21 protein-coding genes, 1 rRNA gene and 2 other annotated features are annotated in these 18,161 nt (G+C 50.0%); all 22 genes read left to right on the top strand.

Features of this window, described 5'->3' with window-relative positions; translation table 11 throughout:
* A 5S ribosomal RNA gene (gene rrf, locus KNP06_RS15530) occupies nucleotides 1-80 on the top strand; the annotation flags it as partial.
* 149 nt (nucleotides 81-229) lie between these two features.
* The gene (locus KNP06_RS14010) at nucleotides 230-697 is read left to right on the top strand and encodes a CtsR family transcriptional regulator (RefSeq protein WP_114166644.1); all 468 of its coding nucleotides are present in this window, start codon (nucleotides 230-232) and stop codon (nucleotides 695-697) included.
* Nucleotides 698-716: 19 nt separating this feature from the next.
* Nucleotides 717-1,151, top strand: a complete 435-nt coding sequence (locus tag KNP06_RS14005) for a UvrB/UvrC motif-containing protein (RefSeq protein ID WP_034781746.1) — start codon at nucleotides 717-719, stop codon at nucleotides 1,149-1,151.
* Complete coding sequence (locus KNP06_RS14000) at nucleotides 1,151-2,194, top strand: protein arginine kinase (RefSeq protein WP_214789432.1); 1,044 nt, start codon at nucleotides 1,151-1,153, stop codon at nucleotides 2,192-2,194. Before KNP06_RS14005 ends, KNP06_RS14000 begins: the two co-directional genes overlap by 1 nt.
* A 24-nt stretch (nucleotides 2,195-2,218) precedes the next feature.
* Nucleotides 2,219-4,654 (top strand): ATP-dependent Clp protease ATP-binding subunit, encoded by a 2,436-nt coding sequence (gene clpC, locus KNP06_RS13995; RefSeq protein WP_214712658.1) that lies wholly within the window; start codon nucleotides 2,219-2,221, stop codon nucleotides 4,652-4,654.
* Between the two features lie 54 nt (nucleotides 4,655-4,708).
* Nucleotides 4,709-6,085 carry a DNA repair protein RadA gene (gene radA, locus KNP06_RS13990; protein ID WP_034781742.1) on the top strand — a complete coding sequence of 459 codons (1,377 nt, stop codon included), beginning with the start codon at nucleotides 4,709-4,711 and terminating at the stop codon, nucleotides 6,083-6,085.
* 115 nt (nucleotides 6,086-6,200) lie between these two features.
* Nucleotides 6,201-7,265, top strand: coding sequence for a PIN/TRAM domain-containing protein (locus tag KNP06_RS13985; protein WP_034781740.1), 1,065 nt, complete (start codon nucleotides 6,201-6,203; stop codon nucleotides 7,263-7,265).
* Between the two features lie 59 nt (nucleotides 7,266-7,324).
* Nucleotides 7,325-8,002 carry a 2-C-methyl-D-erythritol 4-phosphate cytidylyltransferase gene (ispD, locus tag KNP06_RS13980; protein ID WP_138858554.1) on the top strand — a complete coding sequence of 226 codons (678 nt, stop codon included), beginning with the start codon at nucleotides 7,325-7,327 and terminating at the stop codon, nucleotides 8,000-8,002.
* Entirely contained in the window at nucleotides 7,999-8,472 is a 474-nt protein-coding gene (gene ispF, locus KNP06_RS13975) for a 2-C-methyl-D-erythritol 2,4-cyclodiphosphate synthase (RefSeq protein ID WP_021066582.1), read from the top strand. Before ispD ends, ispF begins: the two co-directional genes overlap by 4 nt.
* Nucleotides 8,473-8,517: 45 nt before the next feature.
* Nucleotides 8,518-9,975 (top strand): glutamate--tRNA ligase, encoded by a 1,458-nt coding sequence (gltX, locus tag KNP06_RS13970; protein ID WP_214712664.1) that lies wholly within the window; start codon nucleotides 8,518-8,520, stop codon nucleotides 9,973-9,975.
* Nucleotides 9,972-10,175 (top strand) — a binding site (T-box leader). It overlaps the preceding gene by 4 nt.
* A gap of 49 nt (nucleotides 10,176-10,224) precedes the next feature.
* Complete coding sequence (gene cysE, locus KNP06_RS13965; RefSeq protein ID WP_138858556.1) at nucleotides 10,225-10,914, top strand: serine O-acetyltransferase; 690 nt, start codon at nucleotides 10,225-10,227, stop codon at nucleotides 10,912-10,914.
* Nucleotides 10,883-12,280, top strand: a complete 1,398-nt coding sequence (cysS, locus tag KNP06_RS13960) for a cysteine--tRNA ligase (RefSeq protein ID WP_214789429.1) — start codon at nucleotides 10,883-10,885, stop codon at nucleotides 12,278-12,280. The genes cysE and cysS overlap by 32 nt, the downstream gene beginning before the upstream one ends.
* The gene (locus KNP06_RS13955; RefSeq protein WP_138858558.1) at nucleotides 12,277-12,684 is read left to right on the top strand and encodes a Mini-ribonuclease 3; all 408 of its coding nucleotides are present in this window, start codon (nucleotides 12,277-12,279) and stop codon (nucleotides 12,682-12,684) included. The genes cysS and KNP06_RS13955 overlap by 4 nt, the downstream gene beginning before the upstream one ends.
* A 106-nt stretch (nucleotides 12,685-12,790) precedes the next feature.
* The gene (rlmB, locus tag KNP06_RS13950) at nucleotides 12,791-13,543 is read left to right on the top strand and encodes a 23S rRNA (guanosine(2251)-2'-O)-methyltransferase RlmB (RefSeq protein WP_034781752.1); all 753 of its coding nucleotides are present in this window, start codon (nucleotides 12,791-12,793) and stop codon (nucleotides 13,541-13,543) included.
* On the top strand, nucleotides 13,540-14,067 hold the full coding sequence (locus KNP06_RS13945; RefSeq protein ID WP_034781731.1) for a YacP-like NYN domain-containing protein: 528 nt from the start codon (nucleotides 13,540-13,542) through the stop codon (nucleotides 14,065-14,067). The genes rlmB and KNP06_RS13945 overlap by 4 nt, the downstream gene beginning before the upstream one ends.
* A 221-nt stretch (nucleotides 14,068-14,288) precedes the next feature.
* The gene (sigH, locus tag KNP06_RS13940; protein ID WP_034781729.1) at nucleotides 14,289-14,930 is read left to right on the top strand and encodes an RNA polymerase sporulation sigma factor SigH; all 642 of its coding nucleotides are present in this window, start codon (nucleotides 14,289-14,291) and stop codon (nucleotides 14,928-14,930) included.
* 127 nt (nucleotides 14,931-15,057) lie between these two features.
* Nucleotides 15,058-15,204: a 50S ribosomal protein L33 gene (rpmG, locus tag KNP06_RS13935; RefSeq protein ID WP_214789426.1), complete on the top strand. Its 147-nt coding sequence runs from the start codon at nucleotides 15,058-15,060 to the stop codon at nucleotides 15,202-15,204.
* Between the two features lie 34 nt (nucleotides 15,205-15,238).
* Nucleotides 15,239-15,409: a preprotein translocase subunit SecE gene (gene secE / locus KNP06_RS13930; RefSeq protein ID WP_012727692.1), complete on the top strand. Its 171-nt coding sequence runs from the start codon at nucleotides 15,239-15,241 to the stop codon at nucleotides 15,407-15,409.
* Nucleotides 15,410-15,426: 17 nt separating this feature from the next.
* A complete protein-coding gene (nusG, locus tag KNP06_RS13925; RefSeq protein WP_034781725.1) occupies nucleotides 15,427-15,978 on the top strand; it encodes a transcription termination/antitermination protein NusG in 552 nt (183 codons plus the stop codon).
* Nucleotides 15,979-16,126: 148 nt separating this feature from the next.
* On the top strand, nucleotides 16,127-16,552 hold the full coding sequence (rplK, locus tag KNP06_RS13920; RefSeq protein WP_021066593.1) for a 50S ribosomal protein L11: 426 nt from the start codon (nucleotides 16,127-16,129) through the stop codon (nucleotides 16,550-16,552).
* A 98-nt stretch (nucleotides 16,553-16,650) separates the two neighbouring features.
* A complete protein-coding gene (rplA, locus tag KNP06_RS13915) occupies nucleotides 16,651-17,337 on the top strand; it encodes a 50S ribosomal protein L1 (protein ID WP_034781720.1) in 687 nt (228 codons plus the stop codon).
* Between the two features lie 59 nt (nucleotides 17,338-17,396).
* Nucleotides 17,397-17,550, top strand: a sequence feature (ribosomal protein L10 leader region).
* Nucleotides 17,551-17,595: 45 nt separating this feature from the next.
* Nucleotides 17,596-18,102, top strand: a complete 507-nt coding sequence (gene rplJ, locus KNP06_RS13910; RefSeq protein WP_214789423.1) for a 50S ribosomal protein L10 — start codon at nucleotides 17,596-17,598, stop codon at nucleotides 18,100-18,102.
* Nucleotides 18,103-18,161: the final 59 nt, after the last annotated feature.

Raw genomic sequence — 18,161 nt, 5'->3', positions numbered from 1 at the left:
ATGCCGAACACGGAAGTTAAGCGCTTCAGCGCCGAAAGTAGTTGGGGGTCTCCCCCTGTGAGGATAGGACGTTGCCAGGCCAACGCGAAAGACGATCAAGCATCCGCTTGGTCGTTCTTTTTTTGTATATCTAGCGATGTCGCAACTGCGACATCGCTTTTCGTTTGCCTTTTTTTGAATCAATGATAGAATATAGTCAAAAGTCAAAGATGGTCAGAGGGTGGTGGAGATGAGAAACATATCGGATGTAATCGAACAGTATTTAAAACAAGTGCTGAAGGAGAGCCAGGCCGAAGCGATTGAAATTAAACGGCAAGATATCGCTAAGCGTTTCGAGTGTGTTCCGTCTCAAATCAACTACGTCATCAACACGCGTTTTACGGTCGAAAAGGGATATTTGGTCGAAAGTAAGCGTGGAGGCGGAGGATACATTCGCATTCGTCGTGTGATTTTGCATGAAAAACAAGACGTGTTGGCTAGTTTGATGGATATTTTACACGATCATCCTCGTCTTTCTGAACAACTTGTCGAGAATATATTGATTCGCTTGTTTGAAGAAGGAATGTTAAGTGAACGAGAAGTTCGTTTGCTGTACCACTTGTTGTCAGATGAAGCGCTCGGCTTGAACGCTGAAGATCGACACTTGATTCGAAGACAACAGTTACTCGCATTAATGAAATTACTTAGTTACCATTGACTGACGGAGGCATACATCTATGCTATGTGAACGATGCAAACGGCGACCTGCCGTCAATGAAATTCAAGTAGTGGAGAATGGAATTCCTGTAACGCGTAAACTATGTCGTAATTGTACAGTAGAAATCATGTCAGGTTATGTACCGGTCGTGAAACGCTGTCCCACGTGTCAACTGACACAAAACGAGCTGGCTCATTTACGAAAAGCTGGATGCGCTACTTGTTATACGGTATTTCGTGATGAACTGATTAAAATCACTCGGCAGTACCAGCAAGGCCATGATGTTCACGTCGGTTCGATGCCTGATGCCTTGCGCACACCCGACGAGCGAATCGAAGAGCGACTCCAAAAGTTAGCAGGGGAGTTACAACGAGCCGTCGAACAAGAAGATTATGAACGTGCAGCGCGAATTAAAAAAGAAATAATTCAGCTGAAAGGACAAGGTGAGGCATGATGGAACCATTTCTCAAGCATCCACTCGGTCCGAAGATGAAAGAGCGAGCGAAACTTGATGACTTAGTCATCTCCACTCGTATCCGTCTAGCGCGTAACTTAAAAGATACAGTCTTTTCTCCGGTTTTATCTAAAGAAAGTCAACATCAGCTTTGTCAACGTGTTGAAACGTCACTTGGCGGATTGCAAGGCTTCGAATATTTGCACATGGGCACTTACGATGTAGTGACACGACAAGCACTCGTTGAAAAACATTTGATTAGCCCAACGATTGCTGGAAAAGAAGAAAGTGCCGTCTTGTTAAGTGAAGATGAAACGATCAGTGTGCTTATTAATGAGGAAGATCACTTACGAATTCAAACGTTACTCCCGGGTTATCAAGTGGAAGAAGCGTTTGAACTCGCGAAACGAGTCGATGTTCTCTGTGGCGAATCTCTCCCATACGCATATGACGAACAGCTCGGATATTTAACGACTTGTCCAAGTAATATCGGTACAGGACTTCGAGCGTCAGTGATGCTCCATCTTCCAGGGCTAACGTTGACAGGGCGAATTACTCCTATATTGAAAGAGCTTCGCAAGCTCGGATATACGATTCGGGGACGGTATGGAGAAGGTAGCGACGCGGCGGGACGATTGTTTCAATTATCGAATCAACGCACACTCGGCAGTCATGAATCACAGTTGTTGACAGATTTTATGGAAGTTACGGAGCAAGTCATTCAGGCGGAACGACAAGCACGGGAAGAGCTACTGGCCCGTAACCAAGACGAGTTAGAGGACCAGTTTTATCGCTCATACGGAATTTTACGTTATGCGAAACTGTTATCATCGACAGAAGCGATTGAACGTCTGTCGGATTTGCATTTGGCGAGTGACCTTGGTATTTTGTCCGACTGGAGTCCACCTCAGTTTCACGAATTAATTGTAAAGCTTCAATCAGGTTTCCTACAAAAACATTTCGGGAAAACATTATCTACGAAAGAACGAGATCGCGAACGAGCGACTCTCGTTCGTCGAACGTTAGATCATGGCTTAGTTTGATCCAACTTTAAGGAGGTTTTGTCAATGATGTTTGGTCGATTTACAGAACGAGCTCAGCGCGTATTAGCTTTAGCACAAGAGGAAGCGGTACGACTTGGCCATCATAATATTGGTACGGAACATATTTTACTCGGACTCGTCCGTGAAGGGGAAGGGATTGCTGCTAAAGCACTGTTCGCCCTCGGACTCACGTCTGAAAAGATTCAACAAGAAGTAGAGGCACTCATTGGCCGTGGATCAGAAAACGGCTCAACGATTCACTATACACCGCGTGCAAAAAAAGTAATCGAACTCTCGATGGATGAGGCTCGAAAACTTGGACATTCTTACGTTGGCACCGAGCACATTTTACTCGGCGTGATTCGTGAAGGTGAAGGTGTGGCGGCTCGTGTCTTGAATAACCTTGGTGTCAGTTTGACGAAGGCACGTCAGCAAGTACTTCAACTCTTAGGAAACACGGAGTCATCTTCTAATGCGTCACAACCTGGAACGAGTGCCGCGACACCAACGCTAGACGGCTTGGCCCGTGACTTGACCCAACAGGCGCGTGAGTCGCGTCTTGACCCAGTCATCGGCCGCGCTGGCGAGATTCAACGCGTCATCGAAGTGTTGTCTCGCCGGACAAAAAATAACCCGGTCCTCATTGGGGAACCAGGGGTCGGGAAAACGGCAGTCGTCGAAGGTCTCGCTCAACAGATCATTAATAACGAAGTTCCAGAAACTCTTCGTAATAAACGTGTCATGGTACTTGATATGGGAACACTCGTCGCTGGAACGAAATACCGCGGTGAATTTGAGGACCGATTGAAAAAGGTAATGGATGAGATTCGCCAAGCTGGGAACGTCATTCTTTTCATCGACGAATTGCACACATTGATTGGAGCTGGCGGCGCTGAAGGCGCAATCGACGCGTCGAACATTTTGAAACCGTCACTCGCACGTGGTGAACTCCAATGTATCGGAGCGACGACACTTGATGAGTACCGGAAGTATATCGAGAAAGATGCGGCACTAGAACGCCGGTTCCAACCGATCCAAGTCAATGAACCGACAACGGATGAGGCAGAACAAATCCTCTTCGGGTTACGTGACCGTTACGAGGCGCACCATCGCGTCACGATCACAGATGAAGCGATTCATGAAGCCGTCGTTCTCTCGGACCGCTACATCTCGGACCGTTTCCTTCCGGATAAAGCGATCGACCTCGTCGATGAGGCTGCTTCGAAAGTAAGACTTCGTTCGTTCACGGCACCGCCGAATTTGAAAGAACTCGAGGCTCGTCTTGAGTCGATTCGCAAAGAGAAAGATTCGGCTGTACAGAGTCAAGAGTTCGAGAAGGCTGCCTCGTTACGTGATACCGAGCAGAAACTTCGGGATGAGCTCGAACAGCTCAAGTCGGAATGGCAGAATAAGCAAGGGAACGAAAAACTCGAAGTAACGAAAGAAGATATCGCGCAAGTCGTCGCCAACTGGACAGGTGTCCCGGTGACGAAGATTGCCGAAGAAGAGACAGATCGTCTCCTCAAACTTGAATCGATTCTCCACGGGCGGGTCATCGGTCAAGATGAGGCCGTCAAATCGATTTCGCGGGCGATTCGCCGGGCTCGTGCCGGATTGAAAGATCCGAAACGTCCGATCGGTTCGTTCGTATTCCTCGGACCAACTGGTGTCGGGAAAACCGAGTTGGCTCGTGCCGTGGCTGAAGCGTTGTTCGGTGACGAAGACGCCATCATCCGAATCGACATGTCTGAGTATATGGAGAAACACGCGACGAGCCGTCTCGTCGGATCGCCTCCAGGTTACGTCGGCTATGAAGAAGGTGGTCAATTGACTGAGAAGGTTCGTCGCAAGCCATATTCGGTCATCTTGCTTGATGAGATTGAGAAGGCCCACCCTGAAGTGTTCAACATCTTGCTTCAAGTGCTCGATGACGGTCGCTTGACTGACTCGAAAGGGCGTACGGTCGACTTCCGGAACACGGTCATCATCATGACGTCAAACGTCGGTGCGGCAGCCCTCAAACGCAACAAATATGTCGGGTTCACGGTTGAAGATGATGTGAAACGTGAATATACCGAAATGAAAGACAAAGTCACGGAAGAGTTGAAAAAAGCGTTCCGTCCCGAGTTCTTGAACCGGATTGACGAGATCACCGTCTTCCACTCGCTCCAAAAAGAGCACATCCAAGAAATTGTCAAACTTATGGCCGAGACACTTACGAAACGTCTCGGAGAACAAGGCATTGATTTCAGTCTCACCGAATCAGCGCTCGAGAAAATCGCTGAAGTCGGGTACGACCCGGAATACGGGGCTCGTCCACTCCGCCGTGCGCTCCAGCGTGAGGTTGAGGACCGACTCTCAGAGGCGATGCTCAGCGGCAGCATCACAAAAGGCAGCATAGTGGCGCTCGATGTACAAGACGGCGAATTCGTCGTCCGTAATGAAGGTGTCGTTCAGTAACTACAAGGCTCCCTCTCTCATATGAGGGAGCTTTTTTAGACGGAAAGGAACATCATGGCAAAAATTAAAACGAAATACGTATGTCAGTCATGCGGGTACGAATCCGCAAAATGGATGGGGCGTTGCCCAGGATGTAATGAATGGAACACACTCGTTGAAGAGTTTGTCGAAGAGAAAAAGGCAAAGCGGGGGGCCGCCTTCGTCCATAGCTCCTCGAGGCAGTTGAAGCCAGAACGTCTGTCGGACGTTGTGTCGCAAGAAGAGACGCGCGTCCATACGAATAGTCAAGAGTTTGACCGTGTGCTCGGGGGCGGAATCGTTCCAGGCTCACTCGTCCTCGTCGGTGGCGATCCGGGAATCGGAAAGTCGACGATTTTGCTTCAAGTGAGCGCCCATTTGGCGCACAGTGGACGGAAAGTGCTCTATATTTCCGGGGAAGAATCGCTCAAACAGACGAAACTTCGCGCCGAGCGGCTCGGCCTCCCGACCGAGGACTTATATGTCCTCGCGGAGACGGATATGTTGATGATTGAACGGGTCATCGATGAAGAGGAACCAGGGTTCGTCATTATCGACTCGATTCAAACCGTCTATATGGATGAGATCCAGTCGGCGCCAGGTAGTGTCGCCCAAGTTCGGGAATGTACGGCAGCGCTCATGAAAATCGCCAAGACCCGTGGAATTGCCGTCTTTATCGTCGGTCACGTGACGAAACAAGGTTCGATTGCGGGACCTCGTCTGCTCGAGCATATGGTCGATGCCGTCCTTTACTTTGAAGGCGAACGTCACCACACGTTCCGTATTTTACGGGCCGTCAAAAATCGGTTCGGATCGACGAACGAGATCGGTATCTTTGAAATGAAGGAAGGCGGTCTCGAAGAAGTGCTCAATCCGTCTGAAATTTTCCTAGAAGAACGGACTGCCGGTGTCTCGGGCTCAACTGTCGTCGCGTCGATGGAAGGGACGCGGACGGTGCTCGTCGAGCTGCAGGCATTAATTTCCCCGACCTCATTCGGAAATCCACGTCGGATGGCAACAGGGATCGACCAGAACCGGGTCGCGCTCCTCATGGCCGTCCTTGAGAAACGATCAGGGCTTTTACTCCAAACGCAAGATGCTTATTTAAAAGCGGCGGGCGGTGTCAAGTTGGATGAGCCTGCGATCGATTTGGCGATTTGTATCTCGATCGCGTCAAGTTTCCGCGATCGTCCGACCCGTCCGACGGATGTGTGCATCGGCGAAGTTGGATTGACCGGGGAAGTGCGTCGGGTGTCACGGATTGAACAGCGTGTCGCCGAAGCGGCGAAGCTCGGATTTACGCGGGCGATTATCCCGAAAAATAACCTCGGGGGCTGGACGGCCCCACCTGGTATCGATGTCGTCGGTGTCAGTACTGTCGATGAAGCGCTCCAACTTGCCATCCCGTTCTGACGGGGCGCTTCCGGCAGTTTTTAACGCTTTGTAACGAACGCTTTCAAAAAAACCATGTTACAATGAAAGTGTTAATTTCTTGAAATTTTAATTCATAATAAAGGAGGTGGAATGAGTGAAGATTGCTGTACGAATCGGATTTATTTTAATCGGACTCGTCGTCGGTTGGTTCGGTATTATCGAAGCGATGTTGCTGTTAGGTGACCTCGGAGTGAATGTACCGGCTTGGTTGACGATTCCTTATGTGGCTAGTTTGATTGGTGGACTTATCTTCTTCATTCTTAGTTTATTCTTGACAGATGGGGTCGTTAAATTTATCCGTTTTGTTGAAGAACGGCTCGTCCGTTTACCGGTCGGTGATATTTTGTTCGGGTCGATCGGATTGATTATTGGTTTGTTGATTGCCTTTTTGATCAGTGTCTCATTAGAAGTAACAAATATCTTCTTACTCAGCAAAATCGTACCGATTTTCGTGACCGCCTTGTTCGGGTACTTCGGTTTCGCTGTCGGCTATCGGAAGCGGAACGAATGGATTAAACTGTTCGTCAAGAGTGAACGCGAGAAGCCGGAAGCAGAACCGTTGCGCCGCTCGAACGATAAAATTTTGGATACGAGCGTCATTATCGACGGTCGGATCGCCGACATTTCGAAGACCGGTTTCATCGAAGGCACGCTCATCGTGCCACAATTCGTCATCGGCGAGCTTCAATATATCGCCGATTCGTCGGATACGTTGAAGCGGAACCGTGGTCGTCGCGGTCTTGATATTTTGAAGGAGTTACAAGACAACGACCGCATCGAAGTAGAAATCTATGATGGGGACTTTGAAGACGTCGCCGAAGTGGACATTAAATTGATCAAGTTGGCCGAATTGAAAAAAGGGATTGTCGTCACGAACGACTACAACTTGAATAAAGTGTGCGAAGTTCGAAATGTCCCTGTGCTGAACATTAATGATTTGGCAAATTCAGTCAAACAGATTGTCATCCCGGGGGAAGAGATGGTCGTGACGGTCATTAAAGAAGGTAAAGAACAAAATCAAGGCGTCGCGTACCTCGAAGACGGCACGATGGTCGTCGTTGAAGGTGGGCGCAAGTTGATTTCGAAGACATTGCCTGTTGTCGTGACGAGCGTTCTTCAAACATCGGCTGGCCGTATGATTTTTGCGCGTCCTGAATAAGCATGGAAAAAGAGACGCATTAGCGCTCTCTTTTTTCACGAACAGAGGTGAATGGAATGGTGCGTTATACAGTGGTCATCCCAGCCGCAGGGAAAGGGAAGCGGATGGGAGCCGATGAGAATAAATTGATGCTGACGTTACAAGGGAAGCCGATTATCGTATGGACGGTCGAAGCGTTCTCGAAAGATGCATGGTGTGAGCGCATCGTGCTCGCAGTGCGCCCTGAGGAACAAGGGTGGTTCGAGCGACAGTTGCATCATTTAGAGACCCCGATTACATACGTGACGGGTGGGGAAGAACGACAACAGAGCGTTCGAGCCGGATTGCAAGTCGTCAATCCCGAAGATGTCGTCTTGATTCATGACGGGGCACGGCCATTTGTGCGCCTTGACCAACTTCATGCCATCGCCGAAGCGGCCAAGACGGCAGGGGCGATTCTCGCTGTTCCGGTCAAAGATACGGTGAAACAAGTGATGGACGGACACATCACGCAGACGGTGCCGCGTGAGGCACTATGGTTGGCGCAGACGCCCCAAGCGTTTCCGGCAGGCGCCATTCAAGCCGCCCATGAGCGGGCAGAAGCTGCTCGTTTTATCGGCACGGATGATGCCAGTCTATTCGAATGGACCGGGCAACGGGTGACGATTATCCCGGGGGATTACCACAACATTAAAATGACAACCCCAGAAGATTTATTGTTTGGAGAAGCGATTTTAACGAAGGAGGATTATCGATGAGAATCGGACAAGGATTTGATGTACACGCGTTCGCGGAAGGGCGTCCGCTTATTTTAGGAGGAATCGAGATTCCGCATGACCGCGGTCTACTTGGCCACTCAGATGCGGACGTCTTGTTGCATACGATTGCCGACGCGGCGCTCGGGGCGATTGCAGCGGGCGATATTGGCAAGCATTTCCCGGACACGGACCCTGAGTTTAAGGATGCAGACTCGAAAGTATTGTTACAACACGTGTGGCAACTCGTCAAAGCAGAAGGCTATGTGCTCGGCAACGTCGATGCGACAGTGATGGCGGAGCGGCCGAAGCTTCGCACGTACATCGACGATATGCGAGCGGTCATCGCCGAGTTGCTCGAAGCGGACATCAGCCAAGTGAACGTCAAAGCGACGACGACTGAAAAGCTAGGCTTCACCGGACGTGAAGAAGGAATTGCCGCTCAGGCGGTCATCCTGCTCAACCGCGCTTGACAAAAGTGGTATACTATTTGGGCAGAAGAGAAGAAAGGTGGAAATATTATGAGTGAAGTGCGCGTACGCTATGCGCCGAGTCCGACGGGTCACCTTCATATCGGGAACGCCCGGACCGCGCTATTTAACTATTTATATGCTCGCCATGCTGGCGGGAAGATGATTCTCCGAATCGAGGATACGGACCAGAAACGGAACGTCGAGAACGGTGTCGAGAGCCAAATGAAATACTTGGAATGGCTCGGCATCGATTGGGATGAAGGCCCAGGCCGCGGCGGCGACTTCGGCCCGTACTTCCAAATGGAACGCCTCGACCTTTACAATCAATACGTGAACGAGTTGATGGACAAGGGGCTCGCATACAAGTGCTATATGACGTCTGAAGAACTCGAGGCGGAGCGTGAGGCTCAAATCGCACGCGGCGAGGCACCGCGGTATTCGGGTGCACATCGTAACTTGAGCGACGAAGAGCAAGCTGCGTTCGAAGCCGAAGGACGTAAACCGTCGATTCGGATTCGTGTACCAGAGTCGGTCACATATAAGTGGACCGATGTCGTCAAAGGCGACGTCTCGTTCGAGTCGAAAGACTTCGGAGACTGGGTCATCGTCAAACAGGACGGCATCCCGACGTATAACTTCGCTGTCGTCGTCGACGATCACTTGATGAAAATCAGCCACGTGTTGCGCGGGGATGATCATATCGCCAACACACCGAAACAGATGATGGTCTATGACGCGCTCGGTTGGGACTATCCGGCGTTTGGTCATATGACATTGATTTATAACGAGAACCATAAGAAGTTATCGAAGCGTGATGAGTCGATCATTCAGTTTATCGAACAATACGCTGATCTCGGATACCTTCCAGGGGCACTCTTTAACTTCATCTCGCTCCTCGGTTGGTCGCCGGTCGGAGAAGAGGAGATCTTCACGAAAGAAGAGTTCATCGAGATGTTTGATGCGAGTCGTTTGTCGAAGAGCCCGGCCGTCTTTGACCAACAGAAGCTTGCTTGGATCAACAGCGTCTATATGAAACAGGCTTCGCTTGACGAAGTGGTGGCACTCAGTTTACCATTCTTACAAGAAGCAGGACGTTTACCGAACGCCTTGTCGATAGAACAAGCCGATTGGGCGACAGCGTTGATCGCCCTCTATAAAGAACAAATGACACACGGTGCTGAAATCGTGACGTTGACGGACCTGTTCTTTAAAGACGAGGTCGAATACGACGAAGAGGCCAATGCGGTCCTCGCTGGAGAAACGGTACCGGCTGTCCTCGCCGAATTCAAGGCTCAACTTGAAACAATCGAAGACTTCACACCGGAAGCTGTCAAAGCAGCGACGAAAGCGACACAAAAGGCGACTGGCCAAAAAGGAAAGAACTTGTTCATGCCGATCCGGGTCGCGACGACCGGGCAGACGCACGGACCAGAGCTTCCGAACGCCATTTCACTAATTGGCAAAGAGCGTGTCTTGGCACGTCTCACAACATTATTAGCTTAAAGGCAACGATGAGGAAAGTAAGCGGTATGACACTTAACAGAGACTAGAACCTAGGCTGGAAGTTCTAGAAGCGTCCCCCGTCGAAGTGCACCTCGGAGCCGTTCCGGCGATACGTAGTCGGGACCGCGACTCGGCGTTAACGAGACATGAGAGGGGAACTTTCCCAAACAGAGTGGAACCGCGCTTACGGCGTCTCTGTGCCTTGGCACAGGGGCGTCTTTGTTTTTGATATGGAAAAGGAGAACAATTATGGGATTTTGGAAAAGTGTGAGCGACGATATACGAAACGTGCTCGAACTCGACCCGGCCGCAAGATCAAAAATAGAGGTCGTCTTGACCTATCCAGGGTTACACGCCCTGTGGGCACATCGAATCGCGCACGGTCTATGGACGCGCAAAGTCAAGTTAATGGCGAAGTTAATCGCGCAGACGAGCCGTTGGTTGACGGGAATTGAGATTCATCCCGGTGCGGTCATCGGTGAACGTCTCTTTATCGATCACGGGTTTGGCATCGTCATTGGTGAGACGGCGATTATCGGTAACAATGTAACGATTTATCAGGGCGTGACGCTCGGCGGAACGGGAAAAGAGAAAGGGAAACGTCACCCGACGATCGGGAATGATGTCCTCATCTCTGCCGGGGCGAAAGTGCTCGGCAATATCACGATTGGCGATTGCGTCAAAATCGGGGCGAGTTCTGTCGTTTTAAAAGACGTCCCATCCGACTCGACGGTCGTTGGGATTCCAGGCCGGGTCGTCATCCGGAACGGCGAACGGGTTAAGCAGCATGATCTCGATCACCGCTTCCCCGACCCGGACCGCGAGTGCCAAGAGCGGCTGGAACGTGCCGTCGCTCAGCTAGAAGACAAACTTGCTTCATTAGAGAAACGGATGGAGGAGAATACACATGATTCAGTTTTACAACAGCCTCACGAATAAAAAAGAGCCGTTTGTGCCAATCGTACCTGGGAAAGTGTCGATGTATGTATGTGGACCGACCGTTTACAATTACATTCACGTCGGCAATGCTCGTCCAGCGATTGCCTTTGATACGGTCCGCCGCTACTTGACGTATCGAGGCTATGACGTCAAATACGTCCTCAACTTTACAGATGTCGACGATAAAATCATTCGGACCGCCAATGAGCTCGGAGAAGACGTCGGTACGTTGACGAATCGGTATATCGACGCGTATTTGGCAGACACGGGTGCCTTGAACGTATTGCCGGCGGACGTCCATCCACGTGTCACGGACACGATGGAAGAGATTATCACATTCATCCGCGAACTCGAGACGCAGGACTTTGCGTATGAAGCAGGCGGGGACGTCTATTTCCGGACGCGTAAGTTTGAGACGTATGGCAAATTGAGCCAGCAGTCGATTGAAGACTTACGCGCGGGATCACGTGTCGACGTCGGGGAAAAGAAAGAAGACCCGCTCGATTTCGTCTTGTGGAAAGCCGCGAAACCAGATGAGCCGGCATGGGAGAGTCCATGGGGACAAGGTCGTCCAGGCTGGCACATCGAGTGTTCAGCGATGGCGAAAAAACACCTTGGCACGACGATCGACATTCACGCCGGGGGCCATGACTTGAAGTTCCCGCACCACGAGAACGAGATTGCCCAATCGGAGGCGTGCAACCATACGAAGTTCGCCAACTATTGGCTGCATAACGGATTCATCAATATCGAGAACGAGAAGATGTCCAAATCGCTCGGCAACTTCCTACTCGTCCATGAGGCGTTGAAAGAAGTCGATGCGATGGTGCTCCGCTTCTTCATGTTGTCGGTCCATTATCGCCATCCGATCAACTACAGTCGTGAGTTGATTGAACAAGCGGCGAACGGATGGGATCGCATCAAGGAAGCATTCCAAAACGTCGCGTACCGCCTGTCGGTCACAGCTGGTCTTGAAGAACCGAGTGAAGCGATGGAACGCAAGCTCGCGACAATTAAAACCACGTTCATCGAAGCGATGGATGATGATATCAATACGGCGAACGCGGTGACGGTCTTATTCGACTTGGCGCGTGAAGCCAATATCTACGCAAAGGCGGACCACGTCTCAAAAGTCACGCTCGAACACGTGATCGCTCTCTTCGAAGAATTGACAGGTGTGCTTGGTTTGACAATCAAGAAAGAGCTAGAGCTTCTTGACGCGGAAATTGATCAATTGATTCAAGAGCGGAACACGGCTCGGACGGAGCGGAATTTCGCGCGTGCCGATGAGATTCGAGATCTCTTGAAAGAACAGAAGATTCAACTCGAAGATACAGCCCAAGGGGTGCGGTGGAAGCGGTTATGAAACAACTCGCCCCTCAACTGAACGCCCTCGCCCTCGCCTATATGGGGGACGCCGTCTATGAGATGGCGGTACGCAAACGACTGCTCGGACAAGGGATGACGAAGCCGAACGACCTACACCGTGGCGCCATCCGCTACGTGAATGCGGCAGCGCAGGCTGGGATCGTGACCCACTGGCTCGAGACAGGTGTCTTGAGTGATGATGAAGCGGCTGTCGTCCGCCGTGGGAAGAACGCGAAATCCGGTTCAATCCCGAAGCGGACAGATGTTCATACGTATCGCTATTCGACAGCGTTCGAAGCATTGATTGGTTACACATATCTAATGGAAAGAAGGGATCGTCTTGAAGAACTCATCGAACAAGCGTTCACATGGCTCGAAACCGAGTCATTCGAAACGACATGACGGAGGAAGGGCGCATGAGCAACGCTCATTTGATCGTCCACGCGGCGAACGAAATGATCGACCGAAGCGCCAAAAACTAGAACGACCAGACTATCAAGAAGTCGACGTGCTCGAGGAAGGAATCGACTTCCTTTACGGGCGCAACCCGGTGATGGAAGCGCTCCGGAGCGGTCGCGATATGAACAAGGTCTTTATTATGGAAGGGCAACAGAAGGGGCCGCTCGCTCAAATCATCGGCATGGCCAACGAGGCATCGGTTCAAGTCTCGTTCGTCCCGAAAACGAAACTCGAGAAAATGGCCGGTAGCGAACATCACCAAGGTGTTGTCGCCGCGGTCGCCGCCTACGAATATAAGTCGATCGAAGATATGTTCGCCCTTGCCGAGTCAAAAGGAGAAACGCCGTTGTTCATTCTGCTCGATGAACTCGAAGACCCGCATAACCTGGGTTCGATTTTACGGACAGCGGATGCGGTCGGGGCGCACGGGATTATCATTCCGAAGCGCCGCTCGGTCGGTTTGACGCAGACGGTGGCGAAAGCTTCGACAGGCGCAATCGAGTACATTCCGGTCGCACGCGTCACAAACTTGACGCGGACGCTTGAAGAACTGAAAGAGAAAGGACTATGGGTTGTCGGGACAGACGCGAGCGAGAGCCAAGATTATCGTCGCCTCGATGGGAACATGCCGCTCGTCGTTGTCATCGGTAGTGAAGGTAAAGGGATGAGCCGCCTCGTACGCGAATCGTGTGACTTCCTCGTCCACATGCCGATGGTCGGTCACGTCACATCGCTGAACGCCTCGGTCGCGGCCGCGCTTCTCTTGTATGAAGTGCATCGCTCACGTAACCCATTGTCATGAGCATCAAGAAACGGGAATTGCTCCTCGTGGATGGATATAACATTATTGGCGCATGGCCGCACCTTCGAAAGCTGCGAGACATCGATTTTGAGAAAGCACGAAACGATTTGATTGAAGCGATGGCCGAGTACCAAGCGGTCACGGGTCGCGAAGTGACAATCGTCTTCGATGCCCATATGCGATACGGGCGGGAATCGAAAGCGAATCAGAGTCGTGTCGCGGTCGTCTATACGAAAGAAAACGAGACGGCGGATGAATGGATTGAACGCCGTGCGCACGCCCTTGTCGATGATCGGCTCGTGACGTTGTTTGTCGCGACGAACGACTTCACCGAACAGTGGGTTATCTTCGGACAAGGAGCGCTCCGGGTTCCTGCCAATGAGTTACTGAAGGATTGGAAGCACGCCCAGGTGTTGATCGAAAAAGAACGGTCGGCACTCGAGCAGGATCGGTCGAATCGAAAAACGATTGACCTTTCACCAGACATAAGAGCCCGATTGGAAGAAATACGCCGTCGTAAATGAGGCGGTGAAGGATATCACAGACGAGTTCATCAAATGGACTCGTCTTTTGTTTTTAATTTGACATTTATTTGGAAAGAAATGTTGTATACTAATAGATGTATGAGTTACACGATATGTAATTGACGGAATTTTTAGAATTTTATTTGACGGTCGTTTTAACCGACGCCTATAATGAGAGCACAAACTTACATAAGTTCATCAATCGCCGGGGGGTATGAAACATGAACGGATGGCCATACGAGCAATTTGAAAGCATGTCCGACGAAGAGCTGGTCTTTCTTGCGCGTAATGAGGGGGATAGCGACGCTCTTGAGTTTTTGATTGAACGTTACCGATATTTCGTCCGGGCGAAGGCAAGGTCTTACTTTTTGATCGGTGCCGATCACGAGGACATCGTGCAAGAAGGCATGATCGGTCTGTATAAAGGTGTCCGGGATTACCGCGATGAGCGGCTCGCCTCGTTTAAAAGTTTTGCCGAGATGTGCATCACCCGTCAAATGATCACTGCCATCAAAACGGCGACCCGTCAAAAGCATATCCCGCTCAATTCTTACGTCTCGCTCGACAAGCCAATCTTTGACGACGAGTCGGATCGGACACTGCTCGATGTGATCTTGCCGCCGCATCCGACGGACCCGCAGGATTTGCTCGTGACGCGAGAAGAACAACTGTTCATGGAAGAAAAGATGGAAGAGCTCCTGAGTGACTTGGAACGAAAAGTGTTGCGTCTTTATTTGGACGGCCGTTCGTACCAAGAAATCTCGGACGACCTCGACCGCCATGTGAAATCGATTGATAATGCGTTACAGCGCGTGAAGAAAAAGTTTGAGCGGCATGTCGACGTCAAAACGATGACGAGCTAACCGATATTGACCGCACGCCTCCTATGTGATACTTTTAAGGCAGCGCCTTGTCCGTAGACGCCATTTACAGGAGGCGTTTTTTTTTCGCTCTTTTTTATAGGAGAGCTGTCGAAAGGGGCGCTCATGAATGGCAAAGAAAGTAAGTCTCGCGTGTTCGGATTGCGGGTCGAGCGGTTATTCGACTATGAAACAAAACGACGTGACGACACGGCTCGAGCTGAAAAAGTTCTGTCGGCGTTGCAATGCGCATACGACACACCGAGAATCGAAGTAATGTAGATTGGCATTCAACGTAGGAGGAAGCTACCATGAACTTTTTGCGCGATGTATGGAAAGAGTTAAAGAAAACGAGTTGGCCGACTCGTAAAGAGCTCACAAAATATACCATCACGGTCATCGCGACGGTCGTCGTGATCGGCCTGTTCGTGTTCGGCGTAGATACTGGTGTCAGCTATCTCGTCAACCTATTAATCAACTAAGGAAAGAGGTGAAAGCCGTGGAGAAACAATGGTTTGTTGTCCAGACGTATTCTGGATTTGAAAACAACGTCAAAGAAAACCTAGAACGTCGGATCGGTTCGATGAACATGGAAGATAAAATTTTCCGCGTCCTCGTTCCGACTGAAACAACGCAAGAAGAAGTCACGCTCAAGAGTGGCGAGAAGAAGATTAAAGAAAAAGAAGTGAAGAGCTTCCCAGGTTACGTCTTCGTCGAGATGGTCATGACTGACGACTCGTGGTACGTCGTGCGGAACACGCCGAACGTCACCGGCTTCCTCGGTTCAACGGGCGGCGGCGCCAAGCCGATCCCGCTTCAACCGGACGAAGTGACGAACGTCTTGTCACAGATGGGTCTCATCGAGAAGAAAGATCGTTACAACTACGAACTCGGCGACCTCGTCCGTGTCAAAGAAGGCGCATTTGAGAACTTCGAAGGAACGATTGATGAAATCGAAGCCGATAAAGAGAAGCTCAAAGTTGTCGTTGACATGTTCGGCCGTGAAACAAAAATTGAGCTTGATTTCGAACAAGTTCAGAAAATTAACTAATACCCACTTGCCATTCTCGGAAACGGATGGTACAATCGGAAATGTTTGATGTTGTGCTATATTTCGGTACAAACTCGACCTAATAGATTGAGTGGGAGGGCGCACAACGTCCAAGAAACCACATTTTAGACTTAAGGAGGTGTGTCTCGTGGCGAAAAAAGTTACTAAACTCGTTAAACTTCAAATCCCAGCTGGTAAAGCTAACCCAGCACCACCAGTAGGTCCAGCACTTGGTCAAGCAGGTGTTAACATCATGGGATTCTGTAAAGAGTTCAACGCTCGTACACAAGACCAAGCCGGATTGATTATTCCTGTAGTCATTACGGTATACGAAGATCGTTCGTTTACATTCATTACGAAAACTCCACCAGCTGCAGTTCTTTTGAAGAAAGCTGCTGGTATCGAGAGCGGTTCTGGTGAACCAAACCGTAAGAAGGTAGCAACGGTTAAGCGTGATAAAGTTCGCGAAATCGCTGAACTTAAAATGCCTGACCTTAACGCGTCGTCTGTTGAAACAGCGATGCTTATGGTTGAAGGTACTGCGCGTAGTATGGGTATTGTAATCGAAGACTAATTTATTAGTCTCTGGGATTGTCGGTGAATATTATGCTCACCTTCAATCCCTTCATTATGTGGGAGGAAATTCCGCTAACCACAAGGAGGAAAAGAATCATGGGTAAAAAACACCAAGAAGCAGCTAAGCTTGTTGACCGCATGAAGTCATACGAACTCGCTGAGGCCGTTGAACTCGTTCAGAAAACAGCTACTGCTAAATTCGATGAAACAATCGAAGTTGCTGTCCGTCTCGGCGTAGATCCGAAGAAAGCGGACCAACAAATCCGCGGTGCCGTCGTACTTCCACACGGTACTGGTAAAACACAAAAAGTTCTCGTCTTCGCAAAAGGCGAAAAAGTTAAAGAAGCTGAAGCGGCTGGCGCTGACTACGTCGGTGACTCTGAGTTCATCACTAAAATCCAACAAGGATGGTTCGACTTCGATGTAATCGTTGCGACACCTGACATGATGGGTGAAGTTGGTAAACTTGGTCGCGTTCTCGGACCAAAAGGCCTCATGCCTAACCCGAAAACAGGCACAGTCACGTTCGACGTTGCGAAAGCAATCGCGGACATCAAAGCTGGTAAAGTAGAATACCGCGTTGATAAAGCCGGTAACATCCACGTACCAGTTGGTAAGAAGTCATTTGAAGCAACAAAACTCTCTGAGAACATCGAGACAATCATCGAGACACTCATGAAAGTGAAGCCTGCTACTGCAAAAGGAACTTACCTTAAAAACATCGCGCTTTCTTCGACAATGGGTCCTGGAATCCGTGTCGCGACTGCCGACTTCATCAAGTAATCTACTTGAAATAAACTGTTGACAACGTGTGATACCGCTGTTAAAGTAATACACGTTCAACCGAATATGTTGGATTACCGTAGACAGAAGGTGGACATCGGTCCGTAAACCCTTCCGAGGTGTCTTTGCTCGAACTTGAGCCTGTTGTCACAGGTTTACTTTCAAACAATTACGCCCTCGTATGTCTTCATACGAGGGATTTCTTTTTGGAGAGCAGCCTCTCGTCCGGTATAAGAATTGACTAGGAGGTGCAAACACATGGCAAGCGAAAAAATCGTATCTCAAAAATCGGCACTCGTCGATGAGATCGCTGAAAAAATGCAAGCGAGCGTCGGAACAATCGTTGTTGACTACCGTGGACTTACAGTTGAAGAAGTGACTACACTCCGTAAATCACTCCGTGACGCTGGAATCGAGTTCAAAGTATACAAAAACGGTCTTCTTCGCCGCGCGGCAGTTCAGTCGAACTTCGAAGGTCTTGACGAAGTCTTCACAGGTCCTACAGCAATCGCCTTCTCTAACGAAGACGTTGTTGCCCCAGCGAAGATCTTGAACGACTTCTCGAAAGAGCACAAAGCGCTCGAATTGAAAGGCGGAATCATCGAAGGCAAAGTAACTTCACTCGAAGATGTTAAAGCCCTTGCAGAACTTCCATCACGCGATGGTCTTCTCTCGATGCTTCTCAGCGTCCTTCAAGCTCCAATCCGTGGGCTCGCAGTCGCAACAAACGCAATCGCAGAACAAAAAGAAGAGCAAACTGCTTAATTTTTGTCTCGTAGCGTAACCAAAACCAATCTTTACAACATCAAAGGAGGAAAACCATA

Origin of the sequence: Exiguobacterium sp. s21 (assembly GCF_018617975.1) — a bacterium.
In the GTDB taxonomy this organism is placed as follows: Bacteria; Bacillota; Bacilli; order Exiguobacteriales; family Exiguobacteriaceae; genus Exiguobacterium; species Exiguobacterium mexicanum_A.
Note: the sequence above shows the minus strand (reverse complement) of the source record. Positions and strands in the feature narration are given on the sequence as shown.